Origin of the sequence: Cupriavidus taiwanensis, from assembly GCF_900250115.1 — a bacterium.
Taxonomy (GTDB): Bacteria; Pseudomonadota; Gammaproteobacteria; order Burkholderiales; family Burkholderiaceae; genus Cupriavidus; species Cupriavidus taiwanensis_B.
This window is the reverse complement of the sequence record NZ_LT984803.1, coordinates 873,270-888,551: the sequence shown is the minus strand read 5'-3', so window position 1 is coordinate 888,551 and position 15,282 is coordinate 873,270. Positions and strand designations below refer to the sequence as shown.

Below are 15,282 nucleotides of genomic sequence, written 5' to 3'. Positions count from 1 at the left end.
TACACTGGCGGCAAGCGCCGGCGAGACCTCGCCGCGTGCCACCGTCCACACCTAAAGGGAGCCACGCATGGAAGCCTTCAAGATCCTGTTCAGTACCAGCACCGGGCTGATGAGCCTGGCCGTGATCGTCTTCATCATCGGCATGGGCTGGTTCTTCGCCCGCATGTTCGCGCGCAAGATGCGCGAGGACGCTGAAGCGGCGAAGGCGCGCGACGCGGCGCAGCGGCGCTGACCCATCAATGACCGCTGGTGTACGCCCTCTCCCGCGCGCGGGCGAGGGGAGCGAACCGGCAGGACGCTCCTACTTCTTCTTTCCCAGCAGACTCCCCAGCACGCCCCGAATCAGCTCGCGCCCGACCTGCGAGCCCACCGTGCGCGCCGCCGACTTGGCCATCGATTCCAGGATCGAATCGCCGCGGCCGCTCTTGCCGGTGCCCTTGGTCAGCGTGCCGAAGATTTCGCCGGCGGTGCCCAGCCAGCCGCCGTCCTGCGCGCCGGCCGGCTGCCCGGCCGGTGCGCCGCCCGCGCCCTTGCCGCCATTCGCCACCGTCGGCACGCTGCCGCGCAGCTTTTCATAGGCGGATTCGCGGTCGACGGTCTGCTCGTAGGCGCCCGCCACCAGCGAGTTCGCGATCAGCTGCTTGCGCTCGTCCTCGGTGGCCGGGCCGATGCGGCTGCCGGGCGCCAGCACCCAGGCGCGCTCGGTCACGCACGGCGTGCCCTTGGCGTCGAGGAAAGACACCAGCGCCTCGCCCACGCCCAGTTCGCCGATCGCGGTTTCCAGGTCCAGCTTCGGGTTGGCGCGCATGGTGGTGGCCGCCACCTTGACCGCCTTCTGGTCGCGCGGGGTGAAGGCGCGCAGCGCATGCTGCACGCGGTTGCCCAGTTGCCCCAGCACGGTATCCGGGATATCGACCGGGTTCTGCGTGACGAAGTACACGCCCACGCCCTTGGAGCGCACCAGGCGCACCACCTGCTCGATCTTGTCGAGCAGCGCCTTGGGCGCATCGTTGAACAGCAGGTGGGCCTCGTCGAAGAAGAACACCAGCTTGGGCTGGTCCAGGTCGCCAGCCTCGGGCAGCTTCTCGAACAGCTCGGACAGCATCCACAGCAGGAAGGTCGCGTACAGCCGCGGCGAGTTCATCAGCCTGTCCGCGGCCAGGATATTGATCACGCCCTGGCCCTCGTCGGTCTGGATGAAGTCTTCCAGGTTCAGCATGGGCTCGCCGAAGAACACGTCGCCGCCCTGCGACTCCAGCGCGATCAGCCCGCGCTGGATCGCGCCGACCGAGGCGGCCGAGATATTGCCGTATTCGGTGGTGAACTGGCCGGCGTTGTCGCCGACGTACTGCAGCATCGCGCGCAGGTCCTTGGCGTCGAGCAGCAGCAGGCCGTTGGCGTCGGCAATGCGGAACACCAGGTTCAGCACGCCCTGCTGGGTATCGTTCAGCTCCAGCATGCGCGACAGCAACAGCGGCCCCATGTGCGAGACCGTGGCGCGCACCGGGTGCCCCTTCTCGCCGAATACATCCCACAGCGTGGTGGGGCAGCCGCCCCAGACCGGCTCGGGCAGGTTCAGGTCGGCGAGCCGCTGCTTGAGCTTGTCCGACGGCTGGCCCGGTTGCGAAATGCCGGTCAGGTCACCTTTGACATCGGCCATGAATACCGGCACGCCCAGGCGCGAGAACCCCTGCGCCAGCGTCTGCAGCGTGACCGTCTTGCCGGTGCCGGTGGCGCCGGTGATCAGCCCGTGCCGGTTACCCATCTGCGGCAGCAGCACCAGTTCATGTTCGGCGTTCTTGGCGATGAGGATGGGGTCGGCCATGATGTTCCTGGATTCCGTGAGGGTGGGTTCGGTCTGGGCGGCGCAGGCAGGCCCGCGTGATAAAATCCTGGGCTGATTATAGCCAGCCGCCAGGCATATCCGTCACCTGGCGCGCGCCGCGCGCCCGCCTTGCCGATGCAGCCGCGGCGCGCCTGGCGACCCCGCACAACATCACCGCAGATCACCGCATTCCGCTTCGGAGAGAATCATGGCCGGTCACTCGAAATGGGCCAATATCAAACACAAGAAAGCTGCCGCCGACGCCAAGCGCGGCAAGATCTGGACCCGCCTGATCAAGGAAATCACCGTGGCCGCCAAGCTCGGCGGCGGTGATCCCGACTCCAACCCGCGCCTGCGCCTGTCCATGGACAAGGCCATGGACGCCAACATGCCCAAGGACAACATCCAGCGCGCGATCCAGCGCGGCGTGGGTGGCCTGGAAGGCGTGAACTACGAGGAAATCCGCTACGAAGGCTACGGCCTGAGCGGCGCGGCGATCATCGTCGACTGCCTGACCGACAACCGCACCCGCACCGTGGCCGAAGTGCGCCACGCCTTTTCCAAGCACGGCGGCAACATGGGCACCGAGGGCTCGGTGGCCTTCATGTTCACCCACTGCGGCCAGTTCCTGTTTGCGCCAGGCACGCCGGAAGACAAGCTGATGGAAGCCGCGCTGGAAGCCGGCGCCGACGATATCGTCACCAATGACGACGGCTCGATCGAAGTCACCTGCCCGCCCAACGATTTTTCCGCGGTCAAGGCGGCCCTGGAGGCCGCCGGCTTCAAGGCGGAAGTTGCCGACGTGGTGATGAAGCCGCAGAACGAAGTCAGCTTCAGCGGCGACGACGCGGCCAGGATGCAGAAACTGCTCGACGCCCTGGAAAACCTGGACGACGTGCAGGAAGTCTTCACCAACGCGGTGATCGAAGACTAAAACGGTAACAAGCTCCCAACGGCGGCAGCCCGGCTCCCAAGACCAAGCTGCCGCCTTTTTTGCATGCGTTTCTTTTCTGGCAGTGGATCATGAAAGTATTGGTTGTCGGCTCGGGTGGACGTGAACACGCGCTGGCCTGGAAATTGGCCCAGTCGCCCAAGGTGCAGGTGGTGTACGTCGCGCCGGGCAACGGCGGAACCGCGCTCGACAAGCGCCTGCAGAATGTTCCGCTGACCGATCCCGAGGTCATCGCGGCGTTCGCCGAGCGTGAAGGCGTGGCCTTCACCGTGGTCGGCCCCGAGGCCCCGCTCGCCGCGGGCATCGTCGATATCTTCCGCGCCAAGGGGCTGCGCATCTTCGGCCCGACCCAGGCCGCGGCGCAGCTGGAATCGTCCAAGGATTTCGCCAAGGCGTTCATGCAGCGCCACGGCATTCCCACTGCCGCCTACCAGACCTTCGCCGACGCCGCCCAGGCGCATGCCTACATCGACGCGCAGGGCGCGCCGATCGTGATCAAGGCCGACGGCCTGGCCGCCGGCAAGGGCGTGGTGGTGGCGATGACGCTGGAGGAAGCGCACCAGGCCGTCGACATGATGCTGGACGGCAACAAGCTCGGCGACGCCGGCGCGCGCGTGGTGATCGAAGAGTTCCTGGAGGGCGAGGAAGCCAGCTTTATCGTGCTGGTCGACGGCAAGAACGTGCTGGCGCTGGCCACCAGCCAGGACCACAAGCGCCTGCTCGACGCCGACGTCGGCCCCAACACCGGCGGCATGGGCGCGTATTCGCCGGCGCCGGTGGTCACGCCCGCGCTGCACGCGCGCGCGCTGCGCGAGATCATCCTGCCAACCGTGCGCGGCATGGAAAAGGACGGCATCCCGTACACCGGCTTCCTCTACGCCGGGCTGATGATCGACCAGGACGGCAACCCCAGGACGCTGGAATTCAACTGCCGCATGGGCGATCCCGAGACCCAGCCGATCCTGGCGCGCCTGAAGACCGACCTGGTCGACGTGATGGAAGCCGCCGTCTCCGGCAAGCTCGACAGCATCGAGCTGGACTGGGACCGCCGCACCGCGCTGGGCGTGGTAATGGCCGCCCACGGCTATCCGGACGACCCGCGCAAGGGCGATGCCATCACCGGCATCCCGGCCGAAACCGACGACAGCGTGACCTTCCACGCCGGCACCACGCTCAAGGACGGCACCCTGCTGACCTCGGGCGGGCGCGTGCTGTGCGTGGTCGGCCTGGCCGACACCGTCAAGGCCGCGCAGCGTGCCGCCTATGCCGCGGTCGAGCAGATCCGCTTCGACGGCATGCAGTACCGCACCGACATCGGCTACCGCGCCATCAAGCGCTGACTGGCCGCGGCCGCTGGCGACCCAACCGCCGCCCAGCCAGTACAATCGTGACAATGCTGTGACGCACCCGGCAGCCGACTGGCTGCCGGACTGCCATCCGGCCGGTCCATTCGCCGGTTTATCCGATTCAGCCCACCATGATCGATTCCCAGGCAGTCCGTGCCTATCTGCTCGGTCTGCAAGACCGCATCACCGATGCCATCGGTGCCATCGACGGCCAGCCGTTCCTGACCGACGCCTGGGAGAAACCGCCCACCGAACGCCTGCGCGGCAGCGGCCGCACCCGTATCCTGGAAGGCGGCGCGGTGATGGAGCGCGCCGGCGTGGGCTTCTCGCACGTCAGCGGCGACACCCTGCCGCCATCGGCCACGGCCAACCGTCCCGAACTGGCGGGGCGCAGCTTCGAGGCCATGGGCGTGTCGCTGGTGTTCCATCCGCGCAATCCCCACGTGCCCACGGTGCATATGAACGTGCGCTGCTTCCTGGCGGTAAAGCCGGGCGCGGAACCGGTCTGGTGGTTCGGCGGCGGCATGGACCTGACGCCCTACTACGGCAACGCCGAAGACTGCACGCACTTCCACCGCACCTGCCAGCAGGCGCTGGCGCCGTTCGGCGACGAACTGTATCCGCGCTTCAAGCAGTGGTGCGACGAGTATTTCTTCCTGAAGCACCGCAACGAGGCGCGCGGCATCGGCGGGATCTTCTTTGACGACTTCTCGGCGCTCGGCTTCGAGCGCAGCTTCGCCATGATGCAGGCGGTCGGCGATGCCTTCCTGGATGCCTACCTGCCGATTCTGCAAGCGCGCAAGGACACGCCCTACGGCGAGCGCGAGCGCGCTTTCCAGGCCTACCGGCGCGGGCGCTACGTCGAATTCAACCTGGTGTTCGACCGCGGCACGCTGTTCGGCCTGCAATCGGGCGGGCGCGCCGAATCGATCCTGATGTCGATGCCGCCGCTGGCGGCCTGGCGCTATGACTGGCAAGCGGAACCGGGCAGCCCCGAAGCGGCGCTGTACACCGAGTTCCTGCCGGCGCGCCCCTGGGCCTGACGGCTGAGCCATGGCCCATCCCCCGCACCTCCGCACACCCGCCGCCGACGCGGGCGCCTCGCCACAGGCTGGCGCCGCCCGCCCCTATCGCCTGGGTATCCTGGGCGGCACCTTCGATCCGCCCCACGTCGGCCACCTGGCCCTGGCGCGGCTGTGCATCGACCACCTGGGCCTGGACGAGCTGGTGTGGATTCCCACCGGCCAGTCCTGGCAGAAGGGCGACGACGTGACCCCGGCCGCCGACCGCCTGGCGATGACCGAGCTGGCCGCCGCGGCGCTGGGCGACAGCGGCGCCAAAGTCCGCGTCAGCCGCATGGAAGTCGATCGCGCCGGCCCCAGCTACACCATCGACACGGTGCGCCAGTTGCGCGACGAATACGGTCCCGAGGCCTCGCTGTGCTGGCTGATGGGCGCCGACCAGCTGCTGCGCCTGCACACCTGGCATGGCTGGCAGGAACTGTTCGCGCACGTGCACTTGTGCACCGCGACACGGCCGCGCTTCGCACTGGCAGCGCTGGAGGGTCCGGTGCTGGCCGCGCTGGCCGAGCGCCAGGCCGACACGCACCTGATACAATGCACGCCCTCCGGCCGGATGTGGATCGACCAGACGCTCGCCGTCGACCTCTCTTCCACCCATCTGCGCCAGCGGCTGGCGGCCGGCCAGCCGGCAGATGACCAACTGCCGCCCGGCGTGGCACACTACATTGCCAGCCACGGGCTGTACCGCAACGCCCCGGCACGGGCATGACCAGGCTTGCATCGCCCCGGCGCCCACCCCCAAACCGATCTCAGCTGAACAAGAAGACACCCATGGATATTCGTAAACTGCAACGCGCCATCGTCGACGGCCTCGAGGATGTCAAAGCGCAGGACATCAAGGTGTACGACACCAGCCACCTGACGGAACTGTTCGACCGGGTGGTGATTGCCAGCGGCACATCCAACCGCCAGACCAAGGCGCTGGCAGCGTCGGTGCGGGATACGGTAAAGGAAGCGGGCGGCCATATCGTCGCGGTCGAGGGCCTGGAAACCGGGGAATGGGTGCTGGTCGACTGCGGCGACGCCGTGGTCCACATCCTGCAGCCGCAGCTGCGCCTGTACTACAACCTCGAAGAGATCTGGGGCGACAAGCCGGTGCGCATGAAGCTGGCCGCCGGTGCCCGCCTGGCCAAGGCCAGCGAGCCCATCGACGAAGACGAGGACGAAACCCCGGTGCGCACGGTGCGCCGTGCCAGCAACCTGCGTCCGGCGCTGGCGCGCCTGCCCGAAGGCATGAAGGAGCCGTCGCCGCCGATGGGCCATGAGGACACCGACGCCGACGCCATCGCCACCATCCGCAAGCCGGCCCGCAAGACCGCCACCAAGACCGCAGCCGGCAAGACCGCCGGCACTCGCGCCGCCGCGCCGCGCAAGACCGCCACCGGCACCACCGCGCGCAAGACCGCCACCAAGACCGCCACCAAGACCCCGGCAAAGAAGGCGCCCGCCAGGACCGCAGCGGCCAAGCCGGCCGCGCGCAAGCGCGCCACGCGCTCGGCCTGAGTCCGGTGCGCGGCCGTCCGGCGGCCGCCGCCCCATCCCATCACTGACCCATGCAACTGGTGATCGTGGCCGTCGGCCACAAGATGCCCGGCTGGATCGAAACCGGCTTCAGCGAGTACGCCAAGCGCATGCCGCCCGAGCTTCGCATCGAGCTGCGCGAGGTCAAGCCGGAAACGCGCTCGTCCAGCAACAACGCCGCCACCGTGATGCAGCGCGAAGCCGCGCGCATCGAGTCGGTGCTGGGCAGCCTGTCGAAGCAGTGCCGCATCGTCGCGCTGGACGAACGCGGACGCGACTTCACCACGGTGCAACTCGCCGCGCAGCTGACCGACTGGCAGCGCGAGGGCGGCGACGTGGCCTTCCTGATCGGCGGCGCCGATGGGCTCGATCCCGCGCTCAAGGCCCGCGCCAGCACCCTGATCCGGCTTTCGAGCCTGACCCTGCCGCACGGCATGGTGCGCGTGCTGCTGGCCGAACAGCTGTACCGCGCGTGGTCCGTCACGCAGAACCACCCCTACCATCGGGCCTGATCCCGGCCGTCGCCGGAAGGCCCTCGCCGCGATGCCCGACACCCTGCACGACTACCTCTACCTCGCCTCGCAAAGCCCGCGCCGACGTGAGCTGCTGACCCAGCTCGGCGTGCGCTACGAACTGCTGCTGGCCGACGACGACGAAGACGCCGAAGCGCTCGAAGCGACGCTGCCCGACGAGACCCCCGACGACTATGTCCAGCGCGTATGCGCGCTCAAGGCCGAAGCCGCGCTGCGCCGGCGCGAGCGCCACGCGCTGCCCGATGCGCCGGTGCTGACCTCGGACACCACGGTCTGCCTCGGCGGCCGCATCCTCGGCAAGCCCGCCGACGGCGCCGACGCCGCAGCCATGCTGGGCGCGCTGGCGGGCACCACCCATCGCGTGCTGACCGCGGTGACGGTGGTGTCGACCACCGGCATGCGCCATGCGCTGTCGGTTTCGGAAGTCACCTTCCGCCCGCTGCAGCCCGCCGAGATCGAGCGCTACGTCGCCAGCGGCGAGCCCCTGGGCAAGGCCGGCGCCTACGGCATCCAGGGCCGCGCAGCCGAGTTCGTGGCGCGGATTGCAGGCAGCTATTCAGGTATCATGGGCTTGCCCTTGTTTGAGACGGCCGCGTTACTTCGCCAGGCCCGCCTGCGGTTCTGAGCGGCACCGCCGGCCAACCGTATTCCGCCGCTTATCCGGCCGCTTATCGGCCACCGAACCGACCACCGATCCGGTCGCTTACCCGCCGCAGATCCGACCCCTCGCCGGGCCGGTCCCGGCGACGCGTTTCACCCGCTATGACTGAAGACATACTCGTCAACATCACGCCCCAAGAGACCCGCGTCGCCATCGTGCAGCAGGCCGCCGTCCAGGAACTCCATGTCGAACGCACGCTCACGCGCGGGCTGGTCGGCAATATCTATCTTGGCAAGGTGGTGCGCGTGCTGCCCGGCATGCAGTCGGCCTTTATCGACATCGGCCTGGAGCGCGCCGCCTTCCTGCACGTCGCCGACATCTGGCATCCGCGCGACCCGGACCGCAACAACTCCACCCCCCAGCTCGCCATCGAGAAGACCCTGTTCGAGGGCCAGGCGCTGATGGTGCAGGTGATCAAGGACCCGATCGGCACCAAGGGCGCGCGGCTGTCGACCCAGGTCAGCATCGCCGGACGCACGCTGGTGTACCTGCCGCAAGACCCGCATATCGGCATCTCGCAGCGCATCGAAGGCGAGGTCGACCGCGAGGCGCTGCGCAGCCGCGTGCAGGGGCTGGTGCCCGCCGACGAGCGCGGCGGCTTTATCGTGCGCACCATCGCCGAGGAAGCGACCGACGAGGAACTCGGCAACGATATCGCCTACCTGCGCAAGATCTGGGGCGCGATCCGCCAGAACGCCACCACCCTGCCCGCCCCCAGCCTGCTGTACCAGGACCTGAACCTGGCTCAGCGCGTGCTGCGCGATTTCATCAACGACGCCACCGGCGTGATCCAGATCGACTCGCGCGAGAACTACCAGATGCTGCTGGAGTTCGCCAAGGAATACACCCCGGCGGTGCTGCCGCGGCTGTCGCACTACACCGGCGAGCGGCCGATCTTCGACCTATTCAATATCGACGCCGAGATCGAGAAGGCGCTGTCGCGCCGGGTCGACCTGAAGTCCGGCGGCTACCTGATGATCGACCAGACCGAGGCGATGACGACCATCGACGTCAACACCGGCGGCTACGTGGGCGCGCGCAACTTCGACGACACCATCTTCAAGACCAACCTGGAGGCAGCCCACACCATCGCGCGCCAGCTGCGGCTGCGCAACCTCGGCGGCATCATCATCATCGACTTCATCGACATGGAGAACGCCGAGCATCGCGACGCGGTGCTGTCCGAGCTCAAGCGCGCGCTGTCGCGCGACCGCACCCGCATCACCGTCAACAGCTTCTCGCAGCTGGGCCTGGTCGAGATGACGCGCAAGCGCACGCGCGAGTCGCTGGCGCATGTGCTGTGCGAACAATGCCCGGTCTGCCAGGGCAAGGGCCAGGTCAAGACGCCGCGCACGGTCTGCTACGACATCCTGCGCGAGATCATGCGCGAATCGCGCCAGTTCAACCCGCGCGAGTTCCGCATCCTGGCCTCGCAGGAAGTGATCGACCTGTTCCTCGAAGAGGAAAGCCAGCACCTGGCGATGCTGGGCGACTTCATTGGCAAGCCGATTTCGCTGCAGGTCGAATCGACCTTCCATCAGGAACAGTACGACATCATCCTGATGTGAAGCGGCCGGCGCGCCTTGCCGCCGCCTTCGTCGCCTTTTCGTCGCCATAGCGAAACAGCCCGCCAACTTGGCGGGCTGTTTCGCTTTACGGCCGGATCACGACGTGCGGGCTGATCACCAGCGCCGGTTCGGGCTGGTAATACACCGGCGGCGGCGGCTGGTACACGACCGGACGGCCCTTGCACTTGCGCTCTTCCTTGTACTCGCCGTTGTCCTTCCACTTGCGCTTGATCTTGCAGTTGCCGACCCAGAATTCTTCCTTGTAATCGTCGCCCTTGTGATAGCGGCCATAGTGCCGCCCATGGTAACGGTCATCGTCGTCCCAGTCGTCGTCGGCATGGGCGGCGGCGCAGAAGGAGCCGAGAAGCATGGGCAGGACCACAAGGGATACCAGGAGGCGGGGCTTCATGTCGGGATGGGCAAGAACAGGTTGGGGCGAGGCTAGCACGCGCCTGCGCAGTGCAGTGTTTCAAGCTGTTTAATTACGTAACCGCGAACGTAACCGCGATGCATCGACGGCGCCTGTCCGAAGGCTGCAGGGCCAGCCATTCTGGACTCGGTAATGGCCCTACCCCTTTTCCGTTTGCCATCCGCTATAACTAAACGAAGGTAGTCAGCGGCCTTCGCACGAGGGCCGCACCCGGCTGTCCGCGCGAGCTGTTCTGGCGCGTATGGCCGCTCGGCAAGCAAGGAGTCCGGCATGAACGCCACGAACCATGGGGCCTGTGTGCTGGCTCTCCTGTTGACGGTGGCGTGCGCGCCATTGCCGATCGCCAGGCGCGCGCCGCCGCCGCCGCCCGCAGCCAAGGTAGAAGTCCCCGAGACGCCCAAGGAGCGGGCCACGCCGATCGCGCCCAAGGTCATCAACCTTGCCGCGGCCTGCAAGCGCACCGAAGAAGACGGCTTCCGCGAAGACGCGTTGATGGACGTCCGGGCCAACGAGGTGCATGCGCTGAAATGGAAGCTGTGGGTATCGCGGCGCGGCAGTTGCGAATTCAATCTGGTGCAGTTCCGCCAGGTCCGCTCGACCCCGCACATCGAGCTGCAGGCGATCGACGGCAGCCAGTGCAAGCTGCTGGTCTGGCAGGATCCGCGCCGCGTCACGCTGGCGCATAACCGTTGCGAGAAGTACTGCACGCCCGGCATCTACGAGCAGGCGTGGCCGGTGCTGTTCGATCCCAAGAGCGGTGCCTGCGCCGAAGTGCGCTGAGCCACCCGGCGCCGCGGCACCGCGGCGCCGCTACTTCGCCTTCGGTACCCGTCCCATCAGGTAGAACTCGTCGTTCGGGCGCATGCCGATGGTATTGGCCATGCGGTTGGACAGGCCGAAGAACGCGGTGATGGCGGCAATATCCCAGGCGTCCTCGTCGGAAAAGCCGTGCGCGCGCAGCGCGTCGAAATCGGCCTCGCCGACTTCATGCGAAGCGGTGCAGACCTTCATGGCGAAGTCGAGCATGGCGCGCTGGCGCGGCGGGATGTCGGCCTTCAGGTAGTTCACCGCGACCTGGTCCGCGACCAGCGGCTTCTTCTCGTAGATGCGCAGGATCGCGCCATGCGCCACCACGCAATACAGGCACTGGTTGGCGGCGGACGTGGCGACCACGATCATCTCGCGCTCGCCCTTGGTCAGGCCGCCGTCCTTGAGCATCAGCGCATCGTGATAGGCGAAGAAGGCGCGGAATTCGTCCGGACGGTACGCCAGCGCCAGAAAGACGTTGGGAACGAAGCCGGCTTTCTCCTGGACTTCCAGGATGCGCGCGCGGATATCGTCGGGGAGGTCGGCCAGCGCCGGAACGGCGTAGCGGCTGATCGGGAATGCCGTGTCTGACATGGTGGTCTCCGGTTGGAATGGCATCATCATCGTGAGGCTTCTGGCACCAATACTAACGGATCGCGCGCCAGCCGGCGGGCCGCATGTCGCCCATGGATCGCACGGACAGATGTCCACCGGATCAGGCATACTACGCACCTTCCGAACCAGGCGGCCCCCCTGGCCGCGCTACTGTTCCCGATGAAACGTATTCTCATCGTCAAGCTGACCTCGCTCGGCGACATGGTGTTCACCCAGCCGCTGGTGGCTGACCTGCAGCGCGCCTTTCCCGGCGTCAAGATCGACTGGATCGCCGACTCCTATTGCGCCGACGTGCCGCGCTGGAATCCCAATATCGAGCGCGTGATCGCCGCGCCGCTGCGCGGCTTCAAGAAGGCGCGCAGCTGGGCCGGCGTGCGCGAGATCTTCGCTGCGCTGCGCGCCCTGCGCCGCGAAAAATACGATGCGGTGCTGGACGTCCACGGCGTCTACAAGAGCGCCATCGTCACCTTCCTCGCCCGCACGCGCCACCGCTATGGCTACCCGGTCCAGGAACTGGGCGAGAGCGGCGCACGCTTTGCCTACAACCATGTGTTCCAGCCGTTCGTGGAAGAGGATTGCGCGCGCAACCGCATGCGCCGCGCGGTCAGCCGCGCGCTAGGCTACGCCATGACCCGGGACATGGACTACGGCCTGGAAATGCCGGCGGACACGCCCGCGGCGGCCGGCAAGGGTCCCTACGCGATGCTGTTCCACGCCACTTCCAGCGAAGAAAAGAAGTGGCCGGTGGCCGACTGGATCAGCGTGGGCAGCGCCATCTCGGCGCGCGGGCTGCGCGTGCTGGTGCCCTGGGGCAATGACGCCGAGCGCCTGGAAGCCGAAACCATCGCCGCCAGCGTGCCCGGCGCCGAGGTGATGCCGCGCCTGAGCATCACTGGCGTGGCGCAGGTGGTGGGCAAGGCGTCGCTGGTGGTCGGGATGGACACCGGCTTCGTGCATATTGCCGACGCGCTGCGCCGGCCGACGGTAATCCTGTTCACGACCACCTCGCGCCACCTCTATGGCGTCGATACGCCGGGCCGCGCGGTGTCGCTGGGCGGCGGCGGCGTGGTGCCGCAACGGGACGAGGTGCTGGCTGCCATCGACGAAGTGATGCCGCAGGTCACTTCGACCAACTGATCCCGCCGTCACGGCGAAAAAAAAGGGCCGGTGCATTCGCACCGGCCCTTTTTTGCTGGATGGTCCGCAACCGCCTAATGGCTGGCGAACTGGATCCGGTGCAGCCCGGCGTACAGGCCATTGGCCGCGAGCAGCTGCGCGTGGGTGCCGGTCTCGGCGACGCGGCCGTGGTCGAGCACGGCGATGCGGTCGGCATTCTCGATGGTCGACAGCCGGTGCGCAATCACCAGCGTGGTGCGGCCCTTCATCAGCTCTTCCAGCGCCGCCTGCACCTGGCGCTCCGATTCCGAGTCCAGCGCCGAGGTGGCCTCGTCCAGGATCAGGATCGGTGCATCCTTGTACAGCGCGCGCGCGATCGCCAGGCGCTGGCGCTGGCCGCCGGACAGCTTCATGCCGTTGTCGCCGATATTGGTCTGCACGCCCTCGGGCAGGCCCTTGACGGTCTCGGTCAGGTAGGCCGCCGCCAGCGCGCGCTCGACGCGCCCCATGTCGATCTCGCTGCCGGGCTGCGCGCCATAGGCCACATTGGCCGCGACCGTGTCGTTGAACAGCACCACGTCCTGGCTGACGAAGGCGATCTGGTTGCGCAGGTCCTTGAGCGCCAGCTCGGTCAGCGGCACCCCGTCGAGCAGGATGCGCCCGGAGGTCGGGTCGAAGAAGCGCGGCACCAGGTTGACCAGCGTGGTCTTGCCGCTGCCCGACGGCCCCACCAGCGCCACCACCTCGCCCGGGCTGACGCGCAGGTCGATGCCTTCGAGCGCGGCCCGCGGCGCCTCGCCATAGCGGAAGCCGATCTGCTCGAACGCCAGTTCGCCGCGGGCGCGGGCGAGCGCCTTGCCGCCATCCTGCGGCTCGACCGGTTCGTCGATCAGCCGGAAGATCATCTCGGCGGCGGTGATGCCGCGCGTCAGCGGCTGGTTAATATCGGTCAGGTGCTTGAGCGGCGAGATCAGCAGCAGCATCGCCATCACGAAGCCGGTAAAGCCGCCCACCGTGGTCTGGTTGGCCTGCGCCTGCACCATGGCGATGGTGATGATCACCGACAGCGCCAGCGCCGCCAGGAACGCCGTGACCGGCTGGTTCAGCCCGCCCGCGACCGCCATGCGCATCGAGTAGTTCTTGAGCCGCTCGGCCACGGTGCGGAAGCGCCGCAGCTCATAGGCCTCGCCGCCATGCAGCTTGACCACCTTGTAGCCGCCCACGGCCTCTTCGACCACATAGGCGGCATTGTTGGTATAGGTCTGGTGATCGCGGTTGAGCTTGCGCAGCCGGCGGTTGATCTTCGACATCAGGTAGCCGATCACCGGCAGGATCACCGCGACGATCAGCGTCAGGCGCCAGTTGGTGTAGAACAGGTAGATCAGCAGCGCGACCACGGTCAGCGAATCGCGCACCAGCGTGATGAACACGCTGGTCAGGATCTGCAGCACCTGGTTGACCTCGAAGATCACCGCGTTGATCAGCGACGCCGCGGTATTGCGGTGGTAGAACGACGCCGGCGCCTGCAGCAGGCGCTCGAACATCTGCAGCCGCATCTTCAGCAGCACGCGGTTCGAGATCAGGTTGAGCAGGTAGCCCGAGGCAAACTGCGCCACGCCGCGGATCAGCGCGACGCCGGTCAGGATCGCCGGCACATGCCACAGCGTGCCGGCGTAGTCGCCGCCGAAGCCCTTGTCGAGCAGGTCGTTGACCACCTTGGGGATCACCCCTTCGCTGGCGGCCACCACCGCCATGGCGAGGATGGCGCCGATGAAGATGCGCAACTCGGGGCGCAGGTAAGACCAGAGCCGGCTGGCCATGCTGGACGGCACGGCGGCACCTGGCGAAATGGGCGGTTTGGATGTGGTCACTGGGTTTTCTACTGGATGAAGGCGGCGTTGCGGCACCAGGGCATCGCGCTAGCCCGGCCGCTTCTGGCGCGCGACGCGCAGGAAGGGCCTGACGAAGACCTGGAACAGGAAGCGCTGGTAGACATAGCGGCGCAGATAATAGCCGACACTGCGGCGCGCCTTGTCGGTGGCGTCGAGGTCGGCGCGATGCGTTTCCAGCGACGAGGCCTCGGCCAGTTCGGTCAGGCCGATGCAGTACGGGACCACGGCGCGCACCGACACCAGCCCGCGCCGCTCGAACGCGGACCAGTAGTCGGCAGCGCACCAGGTCGGCTGCAGCCCGGCCACCAGCCGCTCGGCCGCGGCACGGGTGACGACATAGCCATGGGCGCGCCACCATTCGCCATAGCGTCGCACCAGCTTGCGCCCCGGGCCCAGCGGCCGGGTGCCCCAGCGGGTGAATTTGTCGACATGCGACAGCAGCACGACGTCCGGGCGGGCCGGGTCCATCTCGGCCGCCAGCGCCGCCAGCACCGCCGGCACGTCATCGCCCAGCAGCGCATCGTCTTCCAGCACCAGGGCCAGGCTGGCGCCGTCTTCGAGCATCTTGCGGTAGACCCCGAGATGGCTCAGCGCGCAGCCGATCTCGCCGCGGCTCATCGGGCGGTAGCTGGCGCTGGCGGCCTGCGCATCGTAGCGGCGCGCGACTTCATCCTCGGACAAGGCGCGGCCGTTCACGGCGGGGAACACCTGGAACGGCACGCCGAGACGAGTCAGCTGGCCGGCAATGCGCTGGCGGCGGGCCTCGGCGCTTTCGAGATTGATCACGTAGGCGCCGATCATGCCGCCACCGCCCCTGCGTGCTGGCCGATCCGGCGTGAAAGGGAGATCGATGCGGCACACGCCACCAGGGATAAAACCGTTTCCATCCCTGTGAATCGGGACCAATGTGCTCGTGTCATCAAGTTGGCAACTG

At 67.5% G+C, this 15,282-nt stretch carries 16 protein-coding genes; 11 read left to right on the top strand and 5 right to left on the bottom strand.

The window, feature by feature from the left end:
* Positions 1–67 precede the first annotated feature (67 nt).
* The gene (locus CBM2586_RS04345) at positions 68–232 is read left to right on the top strand and encodes a DUF3149 domain-containing protein (RefSeq protein ID WP_115662737.1); all 165 of its coding nucleotides are present in this window, start codon (positions 68–70) and stop codon (positions 230–232) included.
* A 69-nt stretch (positions 233–301) separates the two neighbouring features.
* Here CBM2586_RS04345 and CBM2586_RS04340 read toward each other — a convergent pair whose 3' ends face one another.
* Positions 302–1,825 carry a helicase HerA-like C-terminal domain-containing protein gene (locus CBM2586_RS04340; protein WP_115686912.1) on the bottom strand — a complete coding sequence of 508 codons (1,524 nt, stop codon included), beginning with the start codon at positions 1,823–1,825 and terminating at the stop codon, positions 302–304.
* Between the two features lie 208 nt (positions 1,826–2,033).
* On the opposite strand from CBM2586_RS04340, the gene CBM2586_RS04335 reads away from it, so the two are divergent.
* The 8 genes from CBM2586_RS04335 (at position 2,034) to rng (ending at position 9,488) form a co-directional block, all read left to right on the top strand.
* Complete coding sequence (locus tag CBM2586_RS04335) at positions 2,034–2,759, top strand: YebC/PmpR family DNA-binding transcriptional regulator (RefSeq protein WP_111518978.1); 726 nt, start codon at positions 2,034–2,036, stop codon at positions 2,757–2,759.
* Between the two features lie 89 nt (positions 2,760–2,848).
* Positions 2,849–4,117, top strand: coding sequence for a phosphoribosylamine--glycine ligase (gene purD, locus CBM2586_RS04330; RefSeq protein WP_115686911.1), 1,269 nt, complete (start codon positions 2,849–2,851; stop codon positions 4,115–4,117).
* Between the two features lie 137 nt (positions 4,118–4,254).
* Complete coding sequence (hemF, locus tag CBM2586_RS04325) at positions 4,255–5,166, top strand: oxygen-dependent coproporphyrinogen oxidase (RefSeq protein WP_115686910.1); 912 nt, start codon at positions 4,255–4,257, stop codon at positions 5,164–5,166.
* A gap of 10 nt (positions 5,167–5,176) precedes the next feature.
* A complete protein-coding gene (locus CBM2586_RS04320; RefSeq protein WP_115686909.1) occupies positions 5,177–5,914 on the top strand; it encodes a nicotinate-nucleotide adenylyltransferase in 738 nt (245 codons plus the stop codon).
* A gap of 62 nt (positions 5,915–5,976) precedes the next feature.
* Positions 5,977–6,708 (top strand): ribosome silencing factor, encoded by a 732-nt coding sequence (rsfS, locus tag CBM2586_RS04315; protein WP_115662742.1) that lies wholly within the window; start codon positions 5,977–5,979, stop codon positions 6,706–6,708.
* A 50-nt stretch (positions 6,709–6,758) separates the two neighbouring features.
* Positions 6,759–7,238, top strand: coding sequence for a 23S rRNA (pseudouridine(1915)-N(3))-methyltransferase RlmH (gene rlmH, locus CBM2586_RS04310; RefSeq protein WP_092308244.1), 480 nt, complete (start codon positions 6,759–6,761; stop codon positions 7,236–7,238).
* A 31-nt stretch (positions 7,239–7,269) separates the two neighbouring features.
* Positions 7,270–7,884: a Maf family protein gene (locus CBM2586_RS04305; RefSeq protein ID WP_115686908.1), complete on the top strand. Its 615-nt coding sequence runs from the start codon at positions 7,270–7,272 to the stop codon at positions 7,882–7,884.
* A 137-nt stretch (positions 7,885–8,021) separates the two neighbouring features.
* Entirely contained in the window at positions 8,022–9,488 is a 1,467-nt protein-coding gene (gene rng / locus CBM2586_RS04300; RefSeq protein ID WP_092308241.1) for a ribonuclease G, read from the top strand.
* An 85-nt stretch (positions 9,489–9,573) separates the two neighbouring features.
* On the opposite strand, the gene CBM2586_RS04295 is transcribed toward rng, so the two are convergent.
* The gene (locus tag CBM2586_RS04295) at positions 9,574–9,897 is read right to left on the bottom strand and encodes a hypothetical protein (RefSeq protein WP_115686907.1); all 324 of its coding nucleotides are present in this window, start codon (positions 9,895–9,897) and stop codon (positions 9,574–9,576) included.
* A gap of 291 nt (positions 9,898–10,188) precedes the next feature.
* Here CBM2586_RS04295 and CBM2586_RS04290 point away from each other — a divergent pair, with 291 nt between their 5' ends.
* Positions 10,189–10,698, top strand: coding sequence for a hypothetical protein (locus CBM2586_RS04290; protein ID WP_115662746.1), 510 nt, complete (start codon positions 10,189–10,191; stop codon positions 10,696–10,698).
* Between the two features lie 30 nt (positions 10,699–10,728).
* Here the strand turns inward: CBM2586_RS04290 and CBM2586_RS04285 are convergent, their stop codons facing one another.
* Positions 10,729–11,319, bottom strand: coding sequence for a peroxidase-related enzyme (locus CBM2586_RS04285; RefSeq protein ID WP_092308235.1), 591 nt, complete (start codon positions 11,317–11,319; stop codon positions 10,729–10,731).
* Between the two features lie 180 nt (positions 11,320–11,499).
* Between CBM2586_RS04285 and waaC the strand changes: the two genes are divergently transcribed.
* Positions 11,500–12,477: a lipopolysaccharide heptosyltransferase I gene (waaC, locus tag CBM2586_RS04280; RefSeq protein ID WP_115662747.1), complete on the top strand. Its 978-nt coding sequence runs from the start codon at positions 11,500–11,502 to the stop codon at positions 12,475–12,477.
* Between the two features lie 74 nt (positions 12,478–12,551).
* On the opposite strand, the gene msbA is transcribed toward waaC, so the two are convergent.
* A complete protein-coding gene (gene msbA / locus CBM2586_RS04275) occupies positions 12,552–14,276 on the bottom strand; it encodes a lipid A export permease/ATP-binding protein MsbA (RefSeq protein ID WP_172587086.1) in 1,725 nt (574 codons plus the stop codon).
* A gap of 99 nt (positions 14,277–14,375) precedes the next feature.
* A complete protein-coding gene (locus CBM2586_RS04270; RefSeq protein ID WP_115662749.1) occupies positions 14,376–15,149 on the bottom strand; it encodes a glycosyltransferase family 25 protein in 774 nt (257 codons plus the stop codon).
* Positions 15,150–15,282: the final 133 nt, after the last annotated feature.

Bases quoted from the DNA above. Each gene is read 5' to 3' on its own strand.
- CBM2586_RS04345 (WP_115662737.1), top strand. From the start codon at position 68: ATGGAAGCCTTCAAGATCCTGTTCAGTACCAGCACCGGGCTGATGAGC.
- CBM2586_RS04340 (WP_115686912.1), bottom strand. From the start codon at position 1,825: ATGGCCGACCCCATCCTCATCGCCAAGAACGCCGAACATGAACTGGTG.
- CBM2586_RS04335 (WP_111518978.1), top strand. From the start codon at position 2,034: ATGGCCGGTCACTCGAAATGGGCCAATATCAAACACAAGAAAGCTGCC.
- purD (WP_115686911.1), top strand. From the start codon at position 2,849: ATGAAAGTATTGGTTGTCGGCTCGGGTGGACGTGAACACGCGCTGGCC.
- hemF (WP_115686910.1), top strand. From the start codon at position 4,255: ATGATCGATTCCCAGGCAGTCCGTGCCTATCTGCTCGGTCTGCAAGAC.
- CBM2586_RS04320 (WP_115686909.1), top strand. From the start codon at position 5,177: ATGGCCCATCCCCCGCACCTCCGCACACCCGCCGCCGACGCGGGCGCC.
- rsfS (WP_115662742.1), top strand. From the start codon at position 5,977: ATGGATATTCGTAAACTGCAACGCGCCATCGTCGACGGCCTCGAGGAT.
- rlmH (WP_092308244.1), top strand. From the start codon at position 6,759: ATGCAACTGGTGATCGTGGCCGTCGGCCACAAGATGCCCGGCTGGATC.
- CBM2586_RS04305 (WP_115686908.1), top strand. From the start codon at position 7,270: ATGCCCGACACCCTGCACGACTACCTCTACCTCGCCTCGCAAAGCCCG.
- rng (WP_092308241.1), top strand. From the start codon at position 8,022: ATGACTGAAGACATACTCGTCAACATCACGCCCCAAGAGACCCGCGTC.
- CBM2586_RS04295 (WP_115686907.1), bottom strand. From the start codon at position 9,897: ATGAAGCCCCGCCTCCTGGTATCCCTTGTGGTCCTGCCCATGCTTCTC.
- CBM2586_RS04290 (WP_115662746.1), top strand. From the start codon at position 10,189: ATGAACGCCACGAACCATGGGGCCTGTGTGCTGGCTCTCCTGTTGACG.
- CBM2586_RS04285 (WP_092308235.1), bottom strand. From the start codon at position 11,319: ATGTCAGACACGGCATTCCCGATCAGCCGCTACGCCGTTCCGGCGCTG.
- waaC (WP_115662747.1), top strand. From the start codon at position 11,500: ATGAAACGTATTCTCATCGTCAAGCTGACCTCGCTCGGCGACATGGTG.
- msbA (WP_172587086.1), bottom strand. From the start codon at position 14,276: ATGGCCAGCCGGCTCTGGTCTTACCTGCGCCCCGAGTTGCGCATCTTC.
- CBM2586_RS04270 (WP_115662749.1), bottom strand. From the start codon at position 15,149: ATGATCGGCGCCTACGTGATCAATCTCGAAAGCGCCGAGGCCCGCCGC.